Origin of the sequence: Streptomyces antibioticus (assembly GCF_002019855.1) — a bacterium.
Lineage (GTDB): Bacteria > Actinomycetota > Actinomycetes > Streptomycetales > Streptomycetaceae > Streptomyces > Streptomyces antibioticus_B.
Map to the genome: position 1 here is coordinate 6,116,142 of NZ_CM007717.1, position 18,477 is coordinate 6,134,618.

Annotated in this window: 25 protein-coding genes; 9 read left to right on the top strand and 16 right to left on the bottom strand. The window is 69.7% G+C overall.

Translation table 11 applies throughout. The features are described from left to right. Positions 1-146: 146 nt before the first annotated feature. Together whiG and AFM16_RS27850 are read left to right on the top strand one after the other, a co-directional pair. Positions 147-992, top strand: a complete 846-nt coding sequence (gene whiG / locus AFM16_RS27845; protein ID WP_030797868.1) for an RNA polymerase sigma factor WhiG — start codon at positions 147-149, stop codon at positions 990-992. A gap of 96 nt (positions 993-1,088) precedes the next feature. Continuing rightward, on the top strand, positions 1,089-1,646 hold the full coding sequence (locus AFM16_RS27850; protein WP_078634956.1) for a TetR/AcrR family transcriptional regulator: 558 nt from the start codon (positions 1,089-1,091) through the stop codon (positions 1,644-1,646). Between the two features lie 48 nt (positions 1,647-1,694). Here the strand turns inward: AFM16_RS27850 and AFM16_RS27855 are convergent, their stop codons facing one another. Continuing rightward, positions 1,695-2,276: a murein hydrolase activator EnvC family protein gene (locus AFM16_RS27855; protein WP_078637113.1), complete on the bottom strand. Its 582-nt coding sequence runs from the start codon at positions 2,274-2,276 to the stop codon at positions 1,695-1,697. 280 nt (positions 2,277-2,556) lie between these two features. Between AFM16_RS27855 and rpsB the strand changes: the two genes are divergently transcribed. From rpsB to AFM16_RS27880, 5 genes are all read left to right on the top strand, one after another. Further along, the gene (gene rpsB, locus AFM16_RS27860) at positions 2,557-3,453 is read left to right on the top strand and encodes a 30S ribosomal protein S2 (protein ID WP_030797874.1); all 897 of its coding nucleotides are present in this window, start codon (positions 2,557-2,559) and stop codon (positions 3,451-3,453) included. A 145-nt stretch (positions 3,454-3,598) separates the two neighbouring features. Next, positions 3,599-4,435, top strand: a complete 837-nt coding sequence (gene tsf, locus AFM16_RS27865) for a translation elongation factor Ts (RefSeq protein WP_078634957.1) — start codon at positions 3,599-3,601, stop codon at positions 4,433-4,435. 207 nt (positions 4,436-4,642) lie between these two features. Further along, positions 4,643-5,401 carry a UMP kinase gene (pyrH, locus tag AFM16_RS27870; protein WP_030797878.1) on the top strand — a complete coding sequence of 253 codons (759 nt, stop codon included), beginning with the start codon at positions 4,643-4,645 and terminating at the stop codon, positions 5,399-5,401. 174 nt (positions 5,402-5,575) lie between these two features. Then, complete coding sequence (gene frr / locus AFM16_RS27875) at positions 5,576-6,133, top strand: ribosome recycling factor (protein ID WP_009190895.1); 558 nt, start codon at positions 5,576-5,578, stop codon at positions 6,131-6,133. Further along, on the top strand, positions 6,133-7,368 hold the full coding sequence (locus tag AFM16_RS27880) for a phosphatidate cytidylyltransferase (RefSeq protein ID WP_078634958.1): 1,236 nt from the start codon (positions 6,133-6,135) through the stop codon (positions 7,366-7,368). The genes frr and AFM16_RS27880 overlap by 1 nt, the downstream gene beginning before the upstream one ends. Before the next feature lie 118 nt (positions 7,369-7,486). Here the strand turns inward: AFM16_RS27880 and AFM16_RS27885 are convergent, their stop codons facing one another. The 14 genes from AFM16_RS27885 to AFM16_RS27945 all read right to left on the bottom strand — a co-directional run bounded on the left by AFM16_RS27885 (position 7,487) and on the right by AFM16_RS27945 (position 16,246). Further along, entirely contained in the window at positions 7,487-8,158 is a 672-nt protein-coding gene (locus AFM16_RS27885) for a hypothetical protein (protein ID WP_245177817.1), read from the bottom strand. A 229-nt stretch (positions 8,159-8,387) separates the two neighbouring features. Next, on the bottom strand, positions 8,388-9,119 hold the full coding sequence (locus AFM16_RS27890; protein ID WP_078634960.1) for a DUF4145 domain-containing protein: 732 nt from the start codon (positions 9,117-9,119) through the stop codon (positions 8,388-8,390). A gap of 32 nt (positions 9,120-9,151) precedes the next feature. Beyond that, positions 9,152-10,393 (bottom strand): tyrosine-type recombinase/integrase, encoded by a 1,242-nt coding sequence (locus tag AFM16_RS27895; protein ID WP_078634961.1) that lies wholly within the window; start codon positions 10,391-10,393, stop codon positions 9,152-9,154. Continuing rightward, a complete protein-coding gene (locus tag AFM16_RS27900; RefSeq protein WP_031017537.1) occupies positions 10,393-10,590 on the bottom strand; it encodes a helix-turn-helix transcriptional regulator in 198 nt (65 codons plus the stop codon). The genes AFM16_RS27895 and AFM16_RS27900 overlap by 1 nt, the downstream gene beginning before the upstream one ends. Positions 10,591-10,592: 2 nt before the next feature. Next, on the bottom strand, positions 10,593-11,969 hold the full coding sequence (repSA, locus tag AFM16_RS27905; protein WP_078634962.1) for a replication initiator protein RepSA: 1,377 nt from the start codon (positions 11,967-11,969) through the stop codon (positions 10,593-10,595). After that, positions 11,962-12,147 (bottom strand): hypothetical protein, encoded by a 186-nt coding sequence (locus AFM16_RS27910; RefSeq protein WP_078634963.1) that lies wholly within the window; start codon positions 12,145-12,147, stop codon positions 11,962-11,964. The genes repSA and AFM16_RS27910 overlap by 8 nt, the downstream gene beginning before the upstream one ends. Positions 12,148-12,232: 85 nt before the next feature. Further along, positions 12,233-12,784 carry a GGDEF domain-containing protein gene (locus AFM16_RS27915; protein ID WP_078634964.1) on the bottom strand — a complete coding sequence of 184 codons (552 nt, stop codon included), beginning with the start codon at positions 12,782-12,784 and terminating at the stop codon, positions 12,233-12,235. A 92-nt stretch (positions 12,785-12,876) separates the two neighbouring features. Beyond that, positions 12,877-13,194 (bottom strand): SpdD-like protein, encoded by a 318-nt coding sequence (locus AFM16_RS27920; RefSeq protein WP_078634965.1) that lies wholly within the window; start codon positions 13,192-13,194, stop codon positions 12,877-12,879. A gap of 12 nt (positions 13,195-13,206) precedes the next feature. Next, positions 13,207-13,362: a hypothetical protein gene (locus tag AFM16_RS38720; RefSeq protein WP_106412442.1), complete on the bottom strand. Its 156-nt coding sequence runs from the start codon at positions 13,360-13,362 to the stop codon at positions 13,207-13,209. 11 nt (positions 13,363-13,373) lie between these two features. Then, on the bottom strand, positions 13,374-13,565 hold the full coding sequence (locus tag AFM16_RS27925; RefSeq protein WP_019527587.1) for a mobile element transfer protein: 192 nt from the start codon (positions 13,563-13,565) through the stop codon (positions 13,374-13,376). A 19-nt stretch (positions 13,566-13,584) separates the two neighbouring features. Next, a complete protein-coding gene (locus AFM16_RS27930; RefSeq protein WP_078634966.1) occupies positions 13,585-14,250 on the bottom strand; it encodes a DUF2637 domain-containing protein in 666 nt (221 codons plus the stop codon). Next, a complete protein-coding gene (locus AFM16_RS27935; RefSeq protein ID WP_229886131.1) occupies positions 14,250-14,453 on the bottom strand; it encodes a hypothetical protein in 204 nt (67 codons plus the stop codon). The genes AFM16_RS27930 and AFM16_RS27935 overlap by 1 nt, the downstream gene beginning before the upstream one ends. Before the next feature lie 80 nt (positions 14,454-14,533). Next, positions 14,534-15,889 carry an FtsK/SpoIIIE domain-containing protein gene (locus AFM16_RS27940; RefSeq protein WP_078634968.1) on the bottom strand — a complete coding sequence of 452 codons (1,356 nt, stop codon included), beginning with the start codon at positions 15,887-15,889 and terminating at the stop codon, positions 14,534-14,536. A 3-nt stretch (positions 15,890-15,892) separates the two neighbouring features. Then, on the bottom strand, positions 15,893-16,246 hold the full coding sequence (locus AFM16_RS27945; RefSeq protein ID WP_078634969.1) for an SCO3933 family regulatory protein: 354 nt from the start codon (positions 16,244-16,246) through the stop codon (positions 15,893-15,895). A gap of 231 nt (positions 16,247-16,477) precedes the next feature. Here AFM16_RS27945 and AFM16_RS27950 point away from each other — a divergent pair, with 231 nt between their 5' ends. Both AFM16_RS27950 and AFM16_RS27955 read left to right on the top strand, forming a co-directional pair. Then, positions 16,478-17,209, top strand: coding sequence for an XRE family transcriptional regulator (locus tag AFM16_RS27950; RefSeq protein WP_078634970.1), 732 nt, complete (start codon positions 16,478-16,480; stop codon positions 17,207-17,209). A gap of 28 nt (positions 17,210-17,237) precedes the next feature. Beyond that, positions 17,238-17,708 (top strand): NUDIX hydrolase, encoded by a 471-nt coding sequence (locus AFM16_RS27955; protein ID WP_078634971.1) that lies wholly within the window; start codon positions 17,238-17,240, stop codon positions 17,706-17,708. On the opposite strand, the gene AFM16_RS27960 is transcribed toward AFM16_RS27955, so the two are convergent. Beyond that, positions 17,696-18,256, bottom strand: a complete 561-nt coding sequence (locus AFM16_RS27960) for an HD domain-containing protein (RefSeq protein WP_078634972.1) — start codon at positions 18,254-18,256, stop codon at positions 17,696-17,698. The two genes, AFM16_RS27955 and AFM16_RS27960, sit on opposite strands and share 13 nt — an antisense overlap. Positions 18,257-18,477 lie beyond the last annotated feature (221 nt).

Consider the following 18,477-nt stretch of genomic DNA (forward strand, 5'->3'; position numbering starts at 1 on the left):
ACGCCCTTCGCGCACCGCGACGCTCCAGTCACGCTACGCTCACGTGGATTCCGGTACAGAACGGCAGCAGCGCGACTTCCGATCAGCAGAGCACCCAGGCACCCCCGACTCCCCGTACTTCACGGCAGAACGGCACAAGGCGACGTATGCCCCAGCACACCTCCGGGTCCGACCGGGCGGCGGCGGTACCCCCAGCCGCCCGCGACGGTGGCGGCGTGCGGCCGCCCGCGCCCTCGACGCTCGACGAGCTGTGGCGGTCGTACAAGACGACGGGGGACGAACGGCTGCGGGAGCAGTTGATCCTGCACTACTCGCCGCTGGTGAAGTATGTGGCGGGGCGCGTCAGCGTCGGGCTGCCGCCCAATGTCGAGCAGGCTGACTTCGTCTCGTCCGGGGTCTTCGGACTGATCGACGCGATCGAGAAGTTCGACATCGACCGGGAGATCAAGTTCGAGACGTACGCGATCACCCGGATCCGGGGCGCGATGATCGACGAACTGCGCGCGCTGGACTGGATCCCGCGGTCGGTGCGGCAGAAGGCCCGCAATGTGGAGCGGGCGTACGCCACGCTGGAGGCGCGGCTGCGGCGGACACCGTCCGAGTGCGAGGTGGCCGCCGAGATGGGCATCGCCGTCGAGGAATTGCACGCCGTTTTCAGCCAGTTGTCGCTGGCCAACGTGGTGGCCCTGGAGGAGCTGCTGCATGTCGGCGGTGAGGGCGGCGACCGGCTGAGCCTGATGGACACCCTGGAGGACACGGCCGCCGACAACCCCGTGGAGGTGGCCGAGGACCGCGAGCTGCGGCGGTTCCTGGCCCGGGCGATCAACACCCTGCCCGACCGGGAGAAGACCGTCGTCACGCTCTACTACTACGAGGGGCTCACGCTCGCCGAGATCGGGAACGTGCTGGGTGTCACCGAGAGCCGGGTCAGCCAGATCCACACCAAATCGGTGCTCCAGTTGCGGGCGAAACTCGCTGCTTTCGGGCGCTGACCGGGGGCCGGCGAGGGGCGCGTCGAGGTGAGTCCCTCCCGCTGAGGAAGCGGCGTCCGTACAGTGGACGACGTGCCAAGGATTCGAGCGGCCTCCGTGGCCGAGCACCGGACGATGCAGCGTGCCGCCCTGCTGGACGCGGCACGCTCCCTGCTGTCCGAGGGCGGGACGGAGGCGCTGACCTTCCCCGCGCTCGCCGAACGGACGGGCCTCGCGCGTTCGTCCGTGTACGAGTACTTCCGGTCGCGGGCGGCCGTGGTCGAGGAGCTGTGCGAGGTCGACTTCCCCGTGTGGGCGGCGGAGGTCGAGTCGGCGATGGCCGCGGCGGACGGCCCCGAGGCCAAGGTCGAGGCGTACGTCCGCCGGCAACTCGCCCTCGTCGGCGACCGGCGGCACCGCGCCGTCGTGGCGATCTCCGCGAGCGAGCTGGACGCGGGCGCCCGCGAGAAGATCCGCGCGGCCCACGGCGCCCTCGTAGCGATGATCGTCGAAGCCCTGGCAGAACTGGGCCACACAGAACCCCGCATGGCAGCGATGCTCGTCCAGGGCGTCGTGGACGCGGCAGTCCGCCGCATCGAACTCGGCGCGGCGGAGGAGCCGGACACGATCACGGACGCGACGGTGTCGATGGTGCTGCGGGGGGTCCTGGGCTGAGGGGCTCCCCGCGGGCCCCCACCCCACCTCCGTCCCCTCACCCCCTCCTCACCCCGGCAGTGGCACCCCCAGCACCGGCAGCAGTCTCGACGGGCCCTTGCGCAAGAGCCAGGGAGGGAACAGCGACAGCGGATCCACGTACGTTCTGTCGTGGCGTAGGCCCCAGTGCAGGCATGGGGTCGTGCAGTGGGAGCCCGTTGGTTCCACTGTGCCGACGACCTGGCCGGCGGTGACTTCCGTGCCCTTCGTGACCGACTGGCGTACCGGTTCGTAGGTCGTTCTCAGGTTCGTGCCTGTCAGGGTCACGGAGATCACGCCGCGGCCGGCCACCCGCCCGGCGTACGACACCACGCCCGCCGCCACCGCGCGCACCGGTGCGCCGGGGGGCGCCGCCAGGTCCACGCCCCGGTGGCCGCGGGCGTACGCCGTCGGCGGGGGTTCCCAGGCGCGGACCACCGCCGGGCGGGTCCCCACCGGCCACGTCCGGCCGATGGCGGGGACCGAGGGGGACGACGGGGGCGGGTCGGGGGCCGCCCGGGCCGGTGACCACAGCGTCGTGGGCCACAGGAGCAGCAGGAGCGGCAGGAGCAGGCACAGCGGCAGGGACCAGGTGGGTCGGTTGACGTGCATGGACTCACCGTCCCGGAATCCGTCGATCATGGCCGGGACCTGTGGACAACCCCGCGCTTGTGGAGAGCGGCGTCACCCGGTGCCTCGCCGGTCCCGTACACTTCTTCTGGCGATCCGGGTCACCGGGTCGACTTCGCACGCCCCGGTATCGGGGGCCGGCCACGGTCGGTCTTCCGGTATCCGCGCCCCTCGGTCCTTCGTGGCTCGGCGCACCGCGGGCGTCAGGCGCGGGAGCCGTCCGGCATCCGCGGCACAACCGAGAAACCCAAGGAGAACGGCCATGGCCGTCGTCACGATGCGGGAGCTGCTGGAGAGCGGCGTCCACTTCGGTCACCAGACCCGTCGCTGGAACCCGAAGATGAAGCGCTTCATCTTCACCGAGCGCAACGGCATCTACATCATCGACCTGCTCCAGTCGCTGTCGTACATCGACCGCGCCTACGAGTTCGTCAAGGAGACCGTCGCCCACGGCGGCACGGTCATGTTCGTCGGCACGAAGAAGCAGGCGCAGGAGGCCATCGCCGAGCAGGCCACCCGCGTCGGCATGCCCTACGTCAACCAGCGCTGGCTGGGCGGCATGCTCACCAACTTCTCGACCGTCTACAAGCGCCTTCAGCGCCTGAAGGAGCTCGAGCAGATCGACTTCGAGGACGTCGCCGCGTCCGGTCTCACCAAGAAGGAGCTTCTCGTGCTCTCGCGCGAGAAGGCCAAGCTGGAGAAGACCCTCGGTGGTATCCGTGAGATGTCCAAGGTTCCCAGCGCCGTCTGGATCGTGGACACCAAGAAGGAGCACATCGCGGTCGGCGAGGCCCGGAAGCTGAACATCCCGGTCGTCGCCATCCTCGACACGAACTGCGACCCCGACGAGGTCGACTACAAGATCCCGGGCAACGACGACGCGATCCGCTCCGTCACCCTGCTCACCCGCGTGATCGCCGACGCCGTCGCCGAGGGCCTCATCGCCCGTTCCGGCGTCGCCACCGGCGACAAGGGCGAGAAGGCCGCGGGCGAGCCGCTGGCCGAGTGGGAGCGCGACCTGCTCGAGGGCGAGAAGAAGGCCGACGAGGCCGCGCAGGCCGTCGAGGTCGCCGCCGAGTCCCCCGCCCCCGACGCCCCGATCTCCGAGGCCGTCGAGAACGCCGCCGCCGAGGTCAAGGCCGAGGGCGACGAGGCCTGACACCGGCGTTGACGGTGGGGGCGGCCCCAACCCCGCCCCCACCCGTCACCCGCAGGCCGACATGACGCCCGCGATCCGGCCGCACGCCGGTCGCGGGCCCGTGCGGATCTCCGATCTTCCAGACTTCGAGAAAGACTCAAGACTCATGGCGAACTACACCGCCGCTGACGTCAAGAAGCTCCGCGAGCTCACCGGCGCCGGCATGATGGACTGCAAGAAGGCCCTGGACGAGGCCGACGGCAACGTCGAGAAGGCCGTCGAGGCGCTCCGGATCAAGGGCCAGAAGGGCGTCGCCAAGCGCGAGGGCCGCTCCGCCGAGAACGGCGCCGTGGTCGCGATCATCGCCGACGACAACGCCTCCGGTGTCCTGGTCGAGCTGAAGTGCGAGACGGACTTCGTCGCCAAGGGCGAGAAGTTCCAGGCCGTGGCCAAGACCATTGCCGAGCACGTCGCCAAGACCGCCCCGGCCGACCTGGAGGCCCTGCTCGCCTCCGAGATCGAGCCCGGCAAGACCGTCCAGGCGTTCGTGGACGAGGCCAACGCCAACCTCGGCGAGAAGATCGTCCTGGACCGCTTCGCGCAGTTCGCCGACGGCTTCGTCTCCGCGTACCTGCACCGCACGATGCCCGACCTGCCCCCGCAGATCGGTGTCCTCGTCGAGCTGGACAAGCCGAACGCCGATGTCGCCAAGGGCGTCGCCCAGCACATCGCCGCCTTCGCGCCGAAGTACCTCTCCAAGGAGGACGTGCCGGCCGAGGTCGTCGAGTCCGAGCGCCGCATCGCCGAGGAGACCACCCGCGCCGAGGGCAAGCCCGAGGCCGCGATCGCCAAGATCGTCGAGGGTCGCCTCAACGGCTTCTTCAAGGACGCGACGCTGCTCGGTCAGCCGTACGCGCTCGACAACAAGAAGTCCGTCCAGAAGGTCCTGGACGAGGCCGGTGTCACCCTGAAGCGCTTCTCGCGCATCAAGGTCGGCATCTGAGTCCGTACCGCGACGGACGCCGGACCCCTATAGGGTCGGCCCCAAGAGGGTCGTAGGCAGTCGTCCCGGTACGCCGTCACGCGCGTGTGCGTGGCGGACGACAGCAGATCTGACGAGGAGGCCATTGCCGCGTATGGGATGCGATCGACACCCCACCGGCAATGGCCTTCTTCGCATGTGCACCACGTGAAAGAGGCGGGAACCCCCATGACCACCAAGGCCCAGAAGAGCGACGACGGCAAAGTACGCGGCCGGTTCATGCTGAAGCTGTCCGGCGAGGCATTCTCCGGCGGCGGGGGCCTCGGCGTGGACCCCGATGTGGTGCACAAGATCGCCCGGGAGATCGCGGCCGTCGTCCGTGACGGCGCGCAGGTCGCCGTCGTCATCGGCGGCGGCAACTTCTTCCGCGGCGCCGAACTCCAGCAGCGCGGCATGGACCGGGCCCGGTCGGACTACATGGGCATGCTCGGCACCGTCATGAACTGCCTCGCCCTCCAGGACTTCCTGGAGAAGGAGGGCATCGACAGCCGGGTCCAGACCGCCATCACCATGGGCCAGGTCGCCGAGCCGTACATCCCGCTGCGCGCCGTGCGCCACCTGGAGAAGGGGCGCGTGGTGATCTTCGGCGCCGGTATGGGCATGCCGTACTTCTCCACCGACACCACCGCCGCCCAGCGCGCCCTGGAGATCGACGCCGAGGCGCTGCTGATGGGCAAGAACGGCGTGGACGGCGTCTACGACTCCGACCCCAAGGCCAACCCCGAGGCCGTCAAGTTCGACGCCCTCGGCTACGGCGAGGTCATCACCCGGGACCTGAAGGTCGCCGACGCCACCGCCATCACGCTGTGCCGCGACAACAAGCTCCCGATCCTCGTCTTCGAGCTTCTGGCGGAGGGCAATATCGCTCGCGCCGTCAGGGGTGAGAAGATCGGCACGCTTGTGGGTGAGCAGGACAGCCGGGCCTGACCGGTTGAAACCCCGGTCCGCACGACAACACCTGACCGGGGGACGGACCCTGGCCGGGGGATGGACAATGTCCTGCCGGTCGGGAACCGTGCAGGAAGAAGACGCGACGCAGCCGGCCGCCGCCACCGACAGGGAACCGCAGCCGGGCCTACTCAAGACACGCAGGAGCAAGTGGTGATCGAAGAGACCCTCCTCGAGGCCGAGGAGAAGATGGAGAAGGCCGTCGTGGTCGCCAAGGAGGACTTCGCCGCGATCCGCACCGGCCGTGCGCACCCGGCGATGTTCAACAAGATCGTGGCCGACTACTACGGCGCGCCGACGCCGATCAACCAGTTGGCCTCGTTCTCCGTGCCGGAGCCGCGCATGGCGGTCGTGACCCCGTTCGACAAGACGGCGCTGCGCAACATCGAGCAGGCCATCCGCGACTCGGACCTGGGCGTCAACCCCAGCAACGACGGCAACATCATCCGTGTGGTGTTCCCGGAGCTGACCGAGGAGCGCCGCCGCGAGTACATCAAGGTCGCCAAGGGCAAGGGCGAGGACGCCAAGGTGTCCATCCGCTCGGTGCGCCGCAAGGCCAAGGACGCGATCGACAAGCTCGTCAAGGACGGCGAGGTCGGCGAGGACGAGGGCCGTCGTGCGGAGAAGGAGCTCGACGACACCACGGCGAAGTACGTCGCCCAGGTGGACGAGCTCCTGAAGCACAAGGAGTCGGAACTCCTCGAGGTCTGATGAACGACTCTTCCTGGGGCCCTCCGCCGCACGCCGGCCACCCGCACACGGGGGCACAGCCGGGGTACCAGCCGGCGTACTGGGGGCCCGTCGACCAGCGGTCCGTCGGCCAGGGGCCTGTCCAGGGGGCTGCCCCGGCGGGTCCCGCGTACGATGCGCCTGAGGCGCAGCAGACTCGCCCCATGCCCATCGTCCCCGACGTACCCGCACACGGCGGAAACCAGGATGACGACCGGGGGGCCGCTCGGCTGGGCGGTCCCTTGTTCCGAGACGAGACGTTCCGCCCCGGTGCGCCCGACCAGGCGTTCCGTGATGAGACGTTCCGCCACGAGACCCCGTCGGCACAGCCCTCTGCGGCGGTGCCGCAGAATCCGGAGCCCATGCCCGACGCCCCCCAGCCGGCGCCCGCACCGCAGAAGAAGAGCGCGGGCCGAGACCTGGGCGCCGCCATAGGGGTCGGCGTCGGGCTCGGCGCGGTGATCGTCGCCTCGCTGTTCGTCGTCAAGGCCGTGTTCATCGGCGTGATAGCGGTCGCCGTCGTGGTCGGGCTGTGGGAGCTGACCAGCAGGCTCCAGGAGCGCAAGGGCATCAACGCGCCCCTGGTGCCGCTCGCGGTCGGCGGCGCGGCGATGGTCGTCGCCGGGTACGTCCGGGGGCCCGAGGGCGCCTGGGTCGCCATGGCCCTGACCGCGCTCGCGGTCCTGGTCTGGCGGATGACCGAGCCGCCCGAGGGCTATCTGAAGGACGTGACGGCCGGTGTCTTCGCGGCCTTCTACGTCCCGTTCCTGGCCACCTTCGTCGCGCTGATGCTCACGGCCGACGACGGTGCCTTCCGGGTGCTGACGTTCCTGCTGCTGACGGTCGTCAGCGACACCGGCGCGTACGCCGTCGGCTGGCGCTTCGGCAAGCACAAGCTCGCTCCGCGCATCAGCCCCGGCAAGACCCGCGAGGGCCTGCTGGGCGCGGTGTCCTTCGCGATGGTCGCGGGCGCGCTGTGCATGCAGTTCCTGATCGACGACGGCACCTGGTGGCAGGGTCTGCTGCTGGGCCTCGCGGTCGCGGCCAGCGCCACGCTGGGCGATCTCGGCGAGTCCATGATCAAGCGGGACCTGGGCATCAAGGACATGGGCACGCTGCTGCCCGGCCACGGCGGCATCATGGACCGCCTGGACTCCCTGCTCCCCACGGCCCCGGTGGTCTGGCTCCTCCTGGTCCTCTTCGTGGGCTCGGGCTGACGCCCCGCACGCGCGTGAACCGGGCCCCCGTCCTGAAAGCCCAGGTCGGGGGCCCGTCGCATGTTCGCCCACGAGGGCGACCCTCCGGCTGTTCTGAGCGAGCCGGCCCCCGTCCCCCTCACCGCCCGAGGACGCTCATGTCCAGCACGTCGGCCTCGGCCGGGGGCCGCACGTTCAGGGGCTCGTCGAAGGCGCTGAACTCCGTCGTGGAGTGATACTCGGGCCCCTCGTAGACGACCTTGCGTATGTACGGCTCGCCCTCGGCTGCGACGTAGAAGGTGAAGGACCCTTCGTCGTCCGCCTCGGTCACCTTCAGCACGATCGCCCACTCACCGTCGACCTCGGCCGGCTTCCCCTTCGTCACTGTGCCGAAGGAGGTGAAGTCGTGGGTGCAGTCGATGAGCCCTTCCTCGCGCTGCGCCTCGGCGGCAGGGGTCTTCGCCCAAAAGCGCTGCTCCTGAGTCCCGGCCACGTCCTGGCCCGACTGCTCGACGAGGGCGCGGTTCGGGCGGACGTAGTCCGAATCACCGATGCGGATCTGCTCCAGCCCGGCGCCCGTGTCCCACGTCACCTTGGACGTACAACGGCCTGTGAGGTCGGTCGTCACATGGATGGAGTAGCCACCGCCACCGGCGACATCGGTGACCCCGTCGATCGTCACCGACGTCAGCGCACGCATCCTCTCGTTCGCCTCGTCGAGCACCTCCGCGGCGGAGCGCTCCTCCGCCGCGCTGTCGCCCGCGACCACGGCGGCTCCCACCAGCACCAGGCATGCCAGGGCCGCCGTCACAGCGGTCGATCTCGTTCGCACAAGCCCCCCCGGGTTCGGATTGGATCATGCTACTGGCGGGCCCCCACGCTCCCGGCCGGGTCACCCGAGTGGATCTGCCACACTGGAAGGGTTATGCCGAAGCCCGGAGAACTGGCAGCGAGTGGGCAGCAGTAAGCCCCCCACCAGCGCATTTAGCGCGGGCAGGGGGCTAGGTTTGGGTCACTGGGCCGTCTCTGGGCCGTGGCGGTCAGAACGGGGGCTCTTCGGTGACGCTCACGACATCACCAGCGGGCGTCTCTTGCGGCACCTCACCGGCGCCGGCCCCGTCTCCCTCTTTGAGTCGCCGCTCGCGCTCAAGTCTTTGCTCCTTGCGACGTCTGACCCGCGCAGGAGACTGGAACACCTCGTCAAGGATCTCGTCCATTAGACCGAGGACCTCGGTCGCGGTGGCGTTGTCCATCGGCTCAGCCACAAGATCGCCGTGAGCGACTTCGTTTCCCCCGAACCGGACTTCGTGGGCCGCGTCCTTGACGTACTCCCGAATAAGTTGCTGCTCGAACAGTTTGTCGATCTTCTTTTCGAGAGTGCCGGTTGTGATCCCACGATCCTTAGCTGTGGCTTCGACAACAGCACGGGCCAAGGCTACAGCCGCCCTGTTAGCTTCGATGGATAGGCACTGGTGCGCCTCGATGGCCATGCTGGCGATTGTCGCCGGGACATCGTCGTAGACGCGCCTGCCGACCTGCCGAGGGAACCACGCGCTTGGGCCGTCCACGACCAGGCGTGTGCTGCCGCTGGAGCTGAACGGCACAAGCTCTTGCCGACCGGTTGCGACGCTGAGATGACCGCAGCCATCGCAACGAAAGACCATGTCGACGCGCTTCAGCTCACCCCATCCGGCGGTGCCAACCTCGGCTGTGTGCACGTTCTTCATGTTGCACCGGTCGTTGCACCAGCCGCACGTTTTGACTACTCCCATAGACGCAGGTTAGGGACCCATGGCTCAACAGGTCACCGCTTTTTCGGCGTTGACCTCAGCACGCTGTCGATCGCCCTGCGAGTGCGGTCCTGACTTGACGGCATGAGGTGCGCGTACACCCGCAGCGTCAGCCCAGGGTCAGCGTGTCCCAGGTACTCGCTCACGGCCTTGATGCTTTCGCCGGCGTCCAGGAGCACCGAGGCGTAGAAGTGCCTCAGGGCATGCATGCCGTGCTCCCGAGCGGACTCGTACTTGCCGTCGGCCCCGGCCGTCGAGATCAGTCCGGCCGCCCCAAGGGCGGGCTTCCACTCCTGGACGTTGAAGTTGCTGCGCCAGACGAGGCCGCCGGCGGTGTTCGTGAACAGGAGACGGGCGGAGACCTTCGGGCCGTCCGGCTTGCGCCACGGCAAGGTGATCTCGACGGGCTTGAAGGCGTCCATGTGGGCCCGCAGGGACTCGGCCACCGAGGGCGGCAAGGGTACGTCCCGCTCCTTGTTGCACTTCGGAGGAGCGAATACGGCCTTCCCTCGGATCAGCTTCACCTGCCGGACGACCCGGATGATGCCGCCGTCGAAGTCGAGCGCATCCTCAGCCAGCCCTACGATCTCCCCCTGACGAAGTCCGCACCCGGCACCCACGTCCACCATGGGCCGGTAGCGCTGGGGGAGAGCCGCGCGGACCGCCCGGACCTGAGCGGGCAGCCACGGCACAACCCGGCGTTGCTCGGCGGCCGGTGGACGAACGGACTTCGCGGAGCACGGGTTACGGGGCAACAGCCCGTCGTCGACCGCCGCACTGAGGACGGCCCGTACGTCGCCGTAGATGTTCCGCGCATAGCCGCCGCTCACGGCCGGGTCATTCTCCAGCGCGCTCACCAGCGCACGAATGTGCTCCGGGCGGAACGAGTCCAGCGGCCGAGAGCCGATCAGGCGAAACGCGTGCAGGCGTAACCGCTGCTCGACGACGACCTGACTGGCCGGGTCGATGCCGTGCGTCTTGAGCCACTTCTCGGCGTAGCTCTGGAAGGTGACCCGAGCGGCACGCGGGTCGATGTACCGACCGCGCGACATGTCCGACGCGATGTCCGTGAGCCACTGCTCGGCGAGGCGCTTCTGTCGGTCCGGGAAGCTCTTGGACTTCTCGGTGCCGTCAGGGCCGATGTACCGAGCGCGGTAACGCATGCCAGCGCCGTATCTGTCAGTCTTGACCTTGACGGGCTTGCCGTCCGGACCGGTCTCTGTCTTGTACCAGCGGTCTTGGATGTGCCCCGCCATCAGGCAGCCTCACCAATCTGTGAGTCCACCCAGGCACGCACGTCGGTCGGGTCGAAGCGGAGGTGCCGGCCGACGCGGAAGCCGCGGGGACCGGTGCGCTTGCGACGCCACTGGTAGACCGTCTCGACGCTGGGCAGCTCGAACATCTCGACCAGGTCCTCAGGAGTCAGGAACCGGTTCGGCAGCTCTGAGGCCATGGTCAGCACTCCCTTTCGTCGGCGAGTTGGTCGCGTAGGGCTTCGCGGGCGGTTTCGCGGTTGAGCTGGAGGTCGCGGGCGATGGTCGCGGCGAGGATGGATTCACCGGGGGTGTGGCCGTGCCCGGCGTACTGCCAGTCAGCGAGGACCAGGACGGTGTCCGGCTCGGCGTCCTCGAGGCCGAGGGCGGCGCGCTCCTGGGCGGCCCGGTACTCGGCGCGTGCCTGGCGGAGTTCGCTGAGCGTGGTCGAGTAGCGGCGGGACTTCGAGGAGAAGTGGCCACGAAAGCCGAGCATGTGAGCCCAGGCCCATAGCCGCCGGTCCGGGTAGAGCGGGTCGAGGGTCTTGCAGGCTTCGATCAGGCGGCGGGTGTGGTCGGGGACCTGGTGGCGGTCGAGCTCGGCCAGCTCGCCGATGCGGCGGTCCAGGGTGCCGGTGTTCTCAGCGGCTTTGGTGGCGTACTTGGCGACGTAGGAGGCGACAGCCTGCTCGGTGATGTCGGAGCCGTCCCCGAACGCCTTCACGGGGCGGATGTCGAGCTGGGTGCCCCAGCGGAAGGTCCGCGCGGGTTGGTCTTCGGCGGCCGGGACGGAAACCGAGGTGTACGAGTGCGCCGCAGCTGCACGGATCGCGTCGGCGAGCAGGTCGACGGTCGCCCAGGCCGGGGGAGGAGTATCCGGGCCGTCCGGGCCGTCGAGTCGGATCACGGCATGGAAGTGCAGGGCACCGCGCTTCTGGAACTCAGCGACCTTGCCGTACGACAGTCGGGCACGCTCTTTCAGCTCGCGCTGGGTGAGGCCGGCGCGAGCGGCGATCTCGCGACGGAGCCGGTTGGTGAAGCGCTGCCAGAGCTGTCCGGCGTGGTTGTTGAACAGCACCGCGCCCGCGTAGTCGTACGTCGCCGGGTCGAGGGCGGTGCCCAGTTCCGGAGCGTCAGGGGCGTGCCGTACTCCACAGCGGCAGACGCCACGGTCGGGCCGGTTGTGGACCGGGCCGAACGAGGGTGCGGTGAGGGTGAGGAAGACGCGGGGATGATCGCGGACGGTGGCGGGGATGTCGCGGCGGTCGTCACCGGCCAGGCCCGCGCGGATGAGGTGGAAGGTGTCGCCCGCGTAGGTCCAGGCACAGGAGGGGCAGCGGGAGGCACGCCGGTTGCCGCAGGCGAGGCGGAGACGGCCGCCCGGCTCGCCCTCGGTGGAGTAGTGGTGCAGGGTCTCGCCGGTGGTCTTGTCCTTGTGCACGACCCAGCCGGTCAGGTGGATGGGGTCGGCGCAGCCACCGGTGCGGCGTATCTGTTCTTCCCAGCGGTGGTAGTCGACGGCCGAAGCCACCCTCAGCAGGTCGCTGAGGGTGGTCGGGTCGAGCAGCGTCTCAGGCACCAGCGCCCTCCCGGACGCGGCGGGCGGTGACGGTGCCGGTGCCGTGGCAGACCGGGCAGTGAGCGGTGATGGTGCGCAGGTGCCCGCGCGGGTCACGACCGCCGATGGTGACGGCGACGGAGGCGAAGCCGTCGCAGGCCGGGCAGATACGCGACGCGGGCGGGGTGTGCTGGGTCATGATGGTGGTTCCTTTCGATTGCGGTTGGAAGGAACGGCCCCGGGTGGCGGCGTGCTTGGCGGCTTGTGCGCCACCCGGCGGCCGGTCAGCGAGAGAGGCGTGAGCCCCGGCGACCACGGCCCTTGGCCGCGTACATGGCCGCGTCGGCGGCGGCGAGGGCATCGGTAAGCAGCGGCACCGGCAGCTCGGCAAGGCGGCAGACGCCGACCGACGCAGCCAGCGGCAGCGAAACGCCGTTGTAGGGCAGCGGCCGGTGGAGTGCGGTGGTGAGCGCGTCGAGGTCGACGGCGGCCAGGTCCTGGACGACGGCGACGAACTCGTCCCCGCCCAGGCGTCCAGCGGTGCCGTGACGGCCGCACCAGGTGCGCAGGCGGTCGGCGGTGGCGATGAGCGCGGCGTCCCCGGCGGCGTGGCGGTGGGTGTCGTTGAGGTCCTTGAAGTGGTCGAGGTCGACCAGGAGGACGGCAGTGGCCGGATGCCGGCGGATGCAGTGTTCGGCGCGGGCGGTCCATCCGGCGCGGGTGTGCAGACCGGTCAGCGGGTCACGGCGGGCGGCGGCGAGCCGGTGGGTGAGGACGCCCCCGTGCACGGCCCAGCCCAGTAACGGCACCAGGGCGGCGGCTATCTGCAGGTCCATGAGTGTTCCCTTCGGTGACGGCGGTTGGCGAGGTACGGGGTCCCGGAAGGCGGCGGCGTGCTTGGCGGCTTGTGCGTCGCTACCGGGACCGGTCAGCGGCGGTGCTGGGAGGCCAGCAGCGAGCGCAGGACGACGGCGCAGACGGCGACCGAGGCGGCGGTGACGGCGACCGCGAGGAGCATGGAGACCAGGACGGCGCCGACGACCAGGACCACGGCGGTACCGCCGCCGACCAGGGCGAGTGCGGTGCCGGGGGTGAGCTGGACCGTGGGTCGGGCGGGGCCAGCGACCGGGGCCGGGATGGGCGTCGAAGCCGAGGTGCCCGGGGTGATGGTGGTCGGCTCCACCACGGCGGGCGGGGTGACCTGGCCGGTGGGCTGGGGCATGGTCGGGAGCTTGGGCCGGAACATGGGCGGGTCTCCTTACTTGACGGCGGTGTCGATGACCGGGGACAGGAGGCTGTCGGCGAGGAGGTAGCCGCCGAGCAGCAGCACCAGGACCAGCCAGAGCGGCGGGCGGATGAGCTTGACGCCGAGCCAGCCGACGACGACCAGGGCGAACCAGAGGGGGACATCCATGGGGTGGCCTCCTAGCGGACCTTGCAGCGGTGGGTGCGGGCGGCGAGCTGGGCGGCGGACTGGCTGGAGTAGTCGGCGGACCAGCCGCAGCCGTCAGAGCTGCACACGGCGGCGTGCTTGGTCTGGCCGTTGCGGTCGCGGTGGGTGCCGATCTGCACCGGGCCGATCCGCATCACGGAGTGGAAGAAGTCGCGAGCGGGCATGACGGGGTCTCCTCTCGGGTCAGGTGAGCTGGGCGGCGATGGCGTCCGCGAGCTGGGGCGGGACGCCGAGGCGGGCGCGGAGGGTGTCAGTGTCGATCCGGGAGCCGGTGCGCTGCTGGTGGTCGGCGGCGACCTTGCGGGCGTGGTCGACCAGCGCGGCCGGGACCGGCACCACCGGACGGGGCTTCGCGGTGGGCAGCGCCGGGGCTTCCTCGGCCGCCGGGACCGCTACGGCTTGAGGTTCCGGGTCCGGCTCAGCAGCGGTGACCGGTTCGGGCTCATGCTCCGGGTCCGGGGCGGAGGGTGCCGGCGCTTCCGGCTCCTGCCGAGTGGGTGAGTGGGCGAGGAGGGTGCCGCCCATGAAGGCCAGGGCGGGCCAGGCGGCGACGAGGATGCGCAGCCAGGCCGGGACGTCGTTCAGGTCGAGGAGTCCGGCGGTGGCGACGTTCGCGCCGAGCGAGGCGACCAGGGCGATGAGGAACCAGCACCAGGCGAGCCGGGACGGCCCGTCCGTACGTAGTCGACGCCAGGCGGCGACCAGGAGCAGGTCGACCGAGACCGGGTAGGCCCAGGCTTTCCAGCCGTCCTGTCCGGCAGCGGCGGCGAGGTCGTGCAGGTGGGCGAAGGACAGCGCCCCGGCGATGACGGCCTGGACCAGGACGGCGTCGACGCGGAGGCGGGCCATCACGGCTGCCCTCCCGGGTACTGGGGGCCGTCGGTGGGGTCGTAGCCGGGCGGGAAGATGCCGGGCGGGGGGTCGGGAAGGGAGACGGCCAGGGAGGGGCCGATGGCGTCGACGAAGGCGGGGTCGGCTCCATAGGTGTGGGCGTACAGGGCCAGGGCGCTGAGCAGCTGCACCGTGCGGTTGAAGTCCTCGCGGGTGTCCACGGGTGCACCTCCGGTTTCTGGCATGGCAGGGGTAGGGACTTGGCGCGAAGCGGTTGCGCCGACCGATCAGGTGGTGTGGCTCAGGCAGCGGCCGGGGCGGACTCGACTGCCGGGGCCGGAACCGGTGTGAGGGTGCCGAGCGCGGGCCGGAACGGGGCGAGGGCGGGAAGGTCCGGGGTCAGGTCGGCGTGCCGATTGCAGATATTCACGGCCTGCCGCAGCGAGGTGTGCGGGGCGCGGATGCGGGCCCAGCCGCCGGTCGAGTCGCCGGTGATGGCGACGCCGGGGGTGTCGGTGGGGATTTGGATGGCGGCGAGGACGGCGTCCGGGGCGATGTCGCCGAGGGCCATGTTCGCGGAGGATTCGTCGTTGACGCGGTGGGCGGTGCGGCCGGTGAGCTGGGCGCGGAGCATGGTGATGCCCTTGCCGAGTTCGGAGCCGAAGCGCTGCCCGCAGATCTCCAGGTAGATGCCGGCCGCGCGACCGAGCTGGGCGAGCCGGGCCAGGGCGGTGATGATGCGGTCCCGCCGCTTCTCCTCCTCCTTCGTCGCGAAGAGGGCGAGTTCGGCGACTTCGTCGACCAGGACCACCATGGGCACCGGGCGCAGTCCTTCGGGCAGGTCCCAGATGTCGGCGGCGATCTCCGCATCCGGCACGTCAGCAGTGATCCGCTGCTCGGCCCGGATGAGCTGGTAGACGTCCTCCATGTGGGACACCAGCGCGTCGAGGAGTTCAGCGGCGGTGTCGGGGTTGTCGGCGAGCGCGGAGAACCGGCGGGCCAGCGGGAACAGCTCGACGCCCTGCTTGCAGTCGATGCCGACCAGGGCGACGTGCTGCGACGCGAGGGCGGCGACGAGGTTGCGCTGATAGACCGACTTCCCGGACTCCGTAGCCCCCAGGGTGAGGGCGTGCGGAACGGCGCGGTAGTCGCGGTAGTGGACGGCCCCGTCTTCACGCAGGGCAACCGGGACCCGCATCGGTCGGGTGTCGACCACGGCAGGCATCTGCACGCGCTTGAGTACGTCGTAGCCGGTCATGCGCAGCTCGACCACACCCGAGCGCAGCTCACGAGAGGTCACGCCGTACATGGCGAATGAGTGCCGCAGCCGATCACATGAGGCGGCCACGTCGAAGGCGTCCTGACCGGGGCGGAGCTTGAGCCGGAGCACCAGGCCGGTTCGGGTTACTCGGACCCGCAGAATGCGCGGGGCACGGGGTCCGGGAACGGGGCGGTTCGTCATCCGGGCCAGCGTCAGTCGCCAGCGAGGGGCCGGGACGGTGAGGCCGCAGGCGTCCATGACCGAGCCGTACCGGACCAGGACCCGCAGCGCGGCGAGGGTGACCCCGAAGGTCAGCCAGTACCAGGCGGGGCGCCGCCACCGCAGGAGACCCGCAGCGGCGACGACCAGCACCAGGGCGACGATCAGCCACGTCATGGCTCAGGCCGCCTTCGAGGCCGAGTCCGCAGCGGTCAGCGAGGTCACCGCGACTGCGCGGAAGGCGATGCCGTGCCGCTTCTGGCCGTTGAACTCGTTCTCCCACGGCGAGGCGACCAGGCCGGTCAGGATCACCGGGGTGCCCATGTCCAGGTCCTCGGAGACGCCGGACTGCGGGACGGTGAGCTTGAGGATCTCCACCTCGTCGGGCGTGGAGAACATGACCTCCACGACCATCAGGGTGGCACCGTCCTTGTCGGTGGCGATCTCACCGGTACGGCGGTCCTTCACCTTGGGCTGCGGGGCCTTGGCGACCATCACGGTGGCGTTGGCGGTGTCCACGGGGATCTGACGCATCGTCTTGTCTCCTGTTGCGGTGAGGTGTTGACCGACATCCCGTCGGTGAGATCAGGAGACCGTGAGAAGGGGTGGACGCATCACCGCCCGTATGGACGTTTAGGGACGTCTGAGGTACCGTCAAAACGTCCTAGCCGTGAGAAGGGGTGGACGCATCACCGCCCGTATGGACGTTTAGGGACGTCTGAGGTACCGTCAAAACGTCCTAGCCGTCCGAGTGAAGGGCACGTCATGGCGAACGAGCGTCTGCGCGCGGCGATTTCAGCGAAGGGCGAGACGATTCAGTCCGTTGCCGAGCACGTCGCAGTGGACCCCAAGAGCGTCGAACGGTGGATCACCACCGGCCGCACTCCGCACCGCGGGCACCGCTGGAAGGCGGCGAGCTTCCTCGGAGTCGACGAGGTCTACCTCTGGCCGTCCGTGGAGAAGCAGGCGGAGAAGGCCAGCACGTCCGAGCTGATCACGTACTACCCGCACCGTGGTGCGGTGCCCGCCCCGCTCTGGTCATCCCTGATCGAGAAGGCGACGGATCAGGTCGACGTCCTCGTGTACGCCGGACTCTTTCTCTTCGACAGCAACCCGGACCTGCCCGACCAACTGGGCGAGAAGGCGAAGGCCGGCGCCCAGGTCCGCATCCTGCTCGGGGACCCCGACTCCGAAGCGGTCCGCCAGCGCGGCGAAGAGGAGGGCATCGGTGGTGACCTGGCCGCACGTGCCCGCATCACCCGGCGCTACCTCGAGCCCGCCATGTCGACGCCCGGCGTCGAAGTCCGGTTGCACGACACGATCCTCTACAACTCGATCTACCGGTTCGACGAGGACGTTCTTGTGAACCCGCATGTTCTCGGAGCTCCCGCCGGTCAGAACCCGGTGATGCACTTCCGGTACCTCCCCGGAGCGCGGACCTTCCGGCACTACATGCGGAGCTTCGACTACGCATGGGAGCGGGGCCGGGAGGCATAGCAGGGTCCGGACGTGCAACGCTGAACACATGGCCCGTGTCGACTACTTCAACGATCCCAACGCCCCGAAGGCGAACAGCCTCGTCCCCTCCGTGACCGCCGTGGCGCGCAATGAGGCCGGAGAGGTCTTGCTGATTCACAAGACCGACAACGACCTCTGGGCCTTGCCCGGTGGCGGCGTCGACCTGGGCGAGTCGGCCCCAGACGCAGCCGTGCGCGAGACGAAGGAAGAGACCGGCTTCGACGTGGAGGTGACCGGCCTCGTCGGCATCTACACCAACCCAGGCCACGTCATGGCGTACGACGACGGAGAGGTCCGCCAGCAGTTCTCGATCTGCTTCCAGGCCCGCATCACCGGCGGTGAGCTGCGGACGAGCAGCGAGAGCAAGGAAGTGGCGTTCGTCGACCCGAGCAGGCTGGACGAGCTGAACATCCATCCGTCGATGCGCATGCGGATCGAGCACGGCCTGGCCGACTGGGCGGAGCCCTACATCGGCTGATGCGCCATGCGGTCGCGGGTCCGCTCGACAGCGCCCTGGAGGTACGGCCGTGCCTTGCTGATCGCGTTGTGCACCTCGCTGCCCGGCTCGTAGCGGACGAGGATCTCGTCAATCCGGGTGTCGAAGTCGAAGGACTGCCCGGCGGGGCCGGTCGTCATGTCAGCGAAGATCAGTGCGTCCAGGACAGGGGAGTCTTCCCGCTCGTAGACGGCCAGCTCTGGCGAGAGCCCGCGTTGCTCCGCCTCGTACACGGCTCCGGAATGGTGAGCGACCAGCCGCACCAGGCGCGCCGGCGCACCCAGCGATTCGAGGTACCGAGCACCGTCGAGGGGATGGAAGCCGGTGTCACGCAGCTCGGGGGCGTAGCCGATGTCATGCAGCCACGCAGCAGCGACGAGGAGATCCCGGTCCGCCTCGGACACAGCCGCGGATGCCTCGCGCGCCCGAGCGGCCACGGCCTGAGTGTGCAGCCAGCGGTTCCCGAGCGGAGGAAGCAGGGACTCGGCGAGTTCGGCCGCTCCCTGGGGCGTGTCCAGTGCAGAAGGCATGCATGGAACGTTAGCCGAGGCGAGCAGAGAGCCGACAGGCCACGATCGGGGCGGTTGCCGATCATGGGTGCGGTAAGACTTTCCCTACGTTCATCAAGGCCCGCGCACGGCGCGGGCGCGCGCCGCCTCTGCGGCGCGGCCTGCCTCCTGTCTGCGCCCCGGCTGGCCGCGCCCGGCGGCGCGCTCGGCGGCTGCGGGCATGAAGTGGGAGACACCCTCTG